This window comes from Blautia sp. CAG:237 (assembly GCF_000436615.1).
In the GTDB taxonomy this organism is placed as follows: domain Bacteria; phylum Bacillota; class Clostridia; order Lachnospirales; family Lachnospiraceae; genus Blautia_A; species Blautia_A intestinihominis.
In genome coordinates, this window is record NZ_FR886758.1 from 10,814 (window position 1) to 15,010 (window position 4,197).

A 4,197-nucleotide genomic window follows, 5' to 3' on the forward strand; every position below is an offset into this window, starting at 1 on the left:
CCCGCCGCTGTACAGAAGCCGGTCATTCCCCTCAACAGCCTTGCCGATCACTGCCGCCGGGATCTGCTGATGAAGACATTCCTGTACAACTTTCGCCCCATCTGTACACCCCAGAAGGACAGCACCATCTGACAGTAATTTGTACAGATTTACATCCAGTCTCTCACAGATCTCTATTGTTTCCTGGCGGACCGGGATCGCACGAAGGTCTGCACGAAGTCCTGTTCCGGAAGCCTCTGTCATCTTCCACAGACCGCTCAAAACACCGCCTGTTCCCAGATCATATCTGGCATGGATCTCATCCTTAAAAGGCCCAGAAAGCATCTCCGGTACTCTGCACTTCTCCAGTGTACGGACGGTATTCCAGAGAAATCCATCTGAAAAATATTCAAGAAGCTTTTCTTTCTCCTTCTCGATCAGGATCTGTGTTCCCTCAATTGCGATCACGCCCGCAACAACCAGATCATCTCCGATCTCAAGTGCACCGTCGATTTGACTTTTAAGTGCCTCCATTGCCTGCTGCCCCAGTTTCATATGTTCATCCTCCGTTTCATCTTATACCTCTTATAAAAGAATGGAGAGAACACTTGGAACTACCATTGCAAGGACAAGAATGACTGCGATCACAGCAGCAAATATTTTTCTTTTTTTCGGATCAAACATTCCCATTTCTATCACCTCATTCTATGTTGTCCAAATCCAGCTCTATCGTTTCTGTGTGTGCATTATTGGACAGTGGATTTCTGTTTTCATAATCGAACAGAATTGTTGTCCCATCCGGGAAAGCTTCTATGTGTGCTGTTTTTGAAATCTTATGTTTCTTACGGTAAGTCCATACAGCGCTTTCATACGGTTTCTGATCTGCTGCAAACGAAGGACGTTTCTTAAGTTTTTCTCTTAAGTACAGATCATAGAGCATATGCTGTGCTGCCACATCCGCATCGAGATCTGTTTCCTCACGGAGAAATTCCAGCAGGATCTCATAACGGCGCATCCTTGAATGTGAGATCTCGCTGTAGCCTTTTTTCTCATAAAAAGCTCCCAGCTTCTCATAAAAGATAAACGCATCCGCAAACTGCGGCACCAGATATTCCAGTGTGTTCTGAAACTGTCCGCTGTTGTAATAAACTTCCACCATACTCTCTACCATCTTAAGTCTCAGGACTTCCTTATAGGACAGCCAGTTAGTAGAAAGCACTTCGTATGGTTCTTTTTCTTTATGCATGATCCCGTATTTCTCTGCTTCTTTTTCCATCAGGGAACCCTTGAGCACCTTGAGGAAACCAAGCTGGAGCTGATCCGGTTTCATCCTGTACACATCATTAAAAGAACGGTGGAAAGTATCATAATCCTCATACGGAAGTCCTGCGATCAGATCCAGGTGCTGGTGGATGTTTCCAAAGCTGTGCACCTTCGCAACACATCTCTCCAATTTGTCAAGATCCATATGTCTGTGGATCGCATGAATGGTGTCCGGATTTGTGGACTGTACACCGATCTCAAGCTGGATAAGTCCGGGACGCATCCTGCTCATAAGCTGCATTTCTTCGTCCCGGAGAAGGTCTGCCGAAACTTCAAAATGAAAATTCGTGATCCCATTGTCATGCTCCAGGATATATTTCCAGATCGTCATTGCGTGCTCGTGCTTACAGTTAAACGTACGGTCCACAAACTTGACCTGCGGCACCCTGTGATCCAGGAAAAACTGTAATTCTTTCTTGACTAGGTCAAGATCACGGAACCTGAGCTTCTTATCAATAGAAGAAAGACAGTAACTGCAGGAAAAAGGACATCCCCTGCTGCTCTCATAATAAATAATCTTGTTCTCAAAGTCCTCCAGATGTTCATATACAAAAGGAATCTCACTTAGATCCGTAAGTTCTCTCCATCCATTGTGATGGATCTCCTCGCCTTCACGATAAGCAATCCCTGGAATCTCAGATAAAGTTCCCACACCGTCCACATAATAACGCACAAGCTCGAGGAACGTCTTTTCGCCCTCACCGACCATGACACCGGTCACCTGCGGAGTCCTCCGAAGAAAAGCTTCCGCATCGAAAGAAACCTCCGGACCTCCCGTCCAGAATTTTACATCTGGAAGGATCTTGTGAAGATCCTCAAGCAGATCTCTGACAAAAGAAATGTTCCATATATAGCAGGAAAAGCAGACTACATCTGCTCCACTTAAATAAATATCCTTCAAAATCTCGTCTTTTGTCTGATTGATCGTATATTCTCCCAGGAGAATATGCTCCTGATAAGCGGATGCATATGCCCTGAGATCGTATACTGCAAGATTTGAATGAATATATTTCGCATTACATGCTGCCAGTAATATTTTCATAAATCTTATAAACCTTCCCGGACCTTATTTGTCCAGAAGTTCCTTGATCGCAGCTTTTGGAGTCAGACCAACCAGACGCTCTGCTTCCTTGCCATCCTTAAAGATCAGAAGTGTCGGGATGCTCATGATACGGAACTGCTGTGCAAGACCAGGCTGCTGGTCAACATCGACCTTGCCTACGCAGTATCCTTCCTCTGCCAGTTCCTCAACGATCGGTCCCTGACGCATGCACGGTCCACACCATGTTGCCCAGAAATCCAGTAATACCGGTTTCTCTGACTTAAGAACTTCCTGCTCAAAATTCTCTGCTGTAATTGTTTTTGCCATAATGCTTCCTCCTTGATATTTCGATCCACGATTAGTGTTTCTTGATTTTTATTTATGATACCTTTTTGTGCCGGACATATTTGCCGGCGCTGATGGCTGCCATACTGCCTTCGTAAACGGCCTTGGAAACCTGGAGAAGTCCGCCTGTGCAGTCTCCTGCGGCAAAAAGTCCCGGAATCGTTGTCGCCATCTCTTCGTCGGTTTTGATATTTCCCTTATCGGTGATCTCTGCTCCCATCTGTCTGGCAATCTCTGTGCTTCCTGCCGTACCGAGTGCCACAAAGACACCGTCCGCAGGATAAAAAGAGTTCTCTGGTGCTTCCGCATCCTGTGCAGCTGTATCACTCTGCATCAGAAGTCCGGAAACCTTGTCATCGCCTTCGATCGCCTGGATCTTCATCGTATTGACTGCGATCGGATGTTCTCTGGAAAATTCCGGTTCCTTCCCATCCGTATAGATGGTCACATCCTGCGTGACATTCCGAAGTTCCTCTGCTTCATGAAGGGCGAACTCACCGTTTCCGACAACGGCAACTTCCTTTCCTCTGTAAAAAAAGGCATCACAGACCGCGCAGTAGCTGACACCTCTTCCTTCAAATTCCTTAAGTCCCGGAATCTTCGGGGCACTGCGCTTCCCTCCTGTCGCCAGGATCACGCTGACTGTGTCAAAATCACCTGCTGTCGTCTTGACAGTAAATGTATCAAAACCACTGATCCCAAGGACCTCTGCATCCAGGATACGCACTCCCAGGGCTTCCGCCTGAGATATCCCTCTCTCGTAGAGTTCCTTACCGGAAAGCGGCTGTTCCAGTCCATAATAATTCTCGATCTTCTCCGCCTTTTCCAGTGCTCCGATGCCGTTGTTGATGACAAGCGGATTCATGTTTCCCCTTGCAGCATACAGAGCGGCTGAGATACCGGCGGGACCTGCACCGATGATCACTATATTTTCCATTTTATCACCTGCCTTTTTGTTATTTTATAATATTACACCAGAGAAGAAATGTCCAGAATGTTTTCGCTTCATTCCTGACAGGGCATTGAAAAATCCAAAATTTTTTTGTGTATTTCTCTTTACAATTATGTTATATTTATGTTGTTTCTAAATTTGTCATTTATTTTAAATGTATATAAGGAGTAACTATTATGCGCAGTTTTGAATATTTTGCCCCTACAAAGGTTATTTTTGGTAAAGATTCTCATTTGCAGATCGGTGATATTCTGAAGAAAGAGAACTGTCACAAAGTTCTGATCCATTACGGAGGCAAGAGTGCCGTCGCTTCCGGGCTGATCGACGAAGTTTCCGGATGTCTTACTGATGCCGGCATTGATTTCGTTACCCTGGGCGGCGTTGTCCCGAACCCGCGTCTTTCCAAAGTACGTGAAGGTATCGAGCTCTGTAAGAAAGAAAACGTAGATTTCATTCTCGCTGTCGGCGGTGGAAGTGTTATTGACTCTGCCAAGGCGATCGGGTACGGCGTTGCAAATCCATGGACAGATGTCTGGAATTTTTATCTCAAGACAGA

The 4,197-nt window shown here is 45.7% G+C and carries 4 protein-coding genes and 1 pseudogene; 1 reads left to right on the forward strand and 4 read right to left on the reverse strand.

Features of this window, described 5'->3' with window-relative positions; genetic code table 11:
• The 4 genes from QZL69_RS10870 to QZL69_RS10885 form a co-directional block, all read right to left on the reverse strand.
• A partial coding sequence (locus QZL69_RS10870) for an AIR synthase-related protein (protein ID WP_291519400.1) occupies positions 1-534 on the reverse strand: 534 nt, incomplete at its 3' end.
• Between the two features lie 145 nt (positions 535-679).
• Positions 680-2,344, reverse strand: a complete 1,665-nt coding sequence (locus QZL69_RS10875) for a B12-binding domain-containing radical SAM protein (RefSeq protein ID WP_022215233.1) — start codon at positions 2,342-2,344, stop codon at positions 680-682.
• A gap of 24 nt (positions 2,345-2,368) precedes the next feature.
• Complete coding sequence (gene trxA, locus QZL69_RS10880; protein ID WP_022215234.1) at positions 2,369-2,671, reverse strand: thioredoxin; 303 nt, start codon at positions 2,669-2,671, stop codon at positions 2,369-2,371.
• A gap of 52 nt (positions 2,672-2,723) precedes the next feature.
• The gene (locus tag QZL69_RS10885; protein ID WP_022215235.1) at positions 2,724-3,626 is read right to left on the reverse strand and encodes an NAD(P)/FAD-dependent oxidoreductase; all 903 of its coding nucleotides are present in this window, start codon (positions 3,624-3,626) and stop codon (positions 2,724-2,726) included.
• A gap of 191 nt (positions 3,627-3,817) precedes the next feature.
• Between QZL69_RS10885 and QZL69_RS10890 the strand changes: the two are divergent.
• Positions 3,818-4,197 (forward strand): annotated as a pseudogene (locus QZL69_RS10890) (iron-containing alcohol dehydrogenase); the annotation flags it as partial.

What these genes read in the sequence shown, in the direction of transcription:
- trxA (WP_022215234.1), bottom strand. Translation starts at nt 2,671, where the DNA reads ATGGCAAAAACAATTACAGCAGAGAATTTTGAGCAGGAAGTTCTTAAG.
- QZL69_RS10875 (WP_022215233.1), bottom strand. Translation starts at nt 2,344, where the DNA reads ATGAAAATATTACTGGCAGCATGTAATGCGAAATATATTCATTCAAAT.
- QZL69_RS10885 (WP_022215235.1), bottom strand. Translation starts at nt 3,626, where the DNA reads ATGGAAAATATAGTGATCATCGGTGCAGGTCCCGCCGGTATCTCAGCC.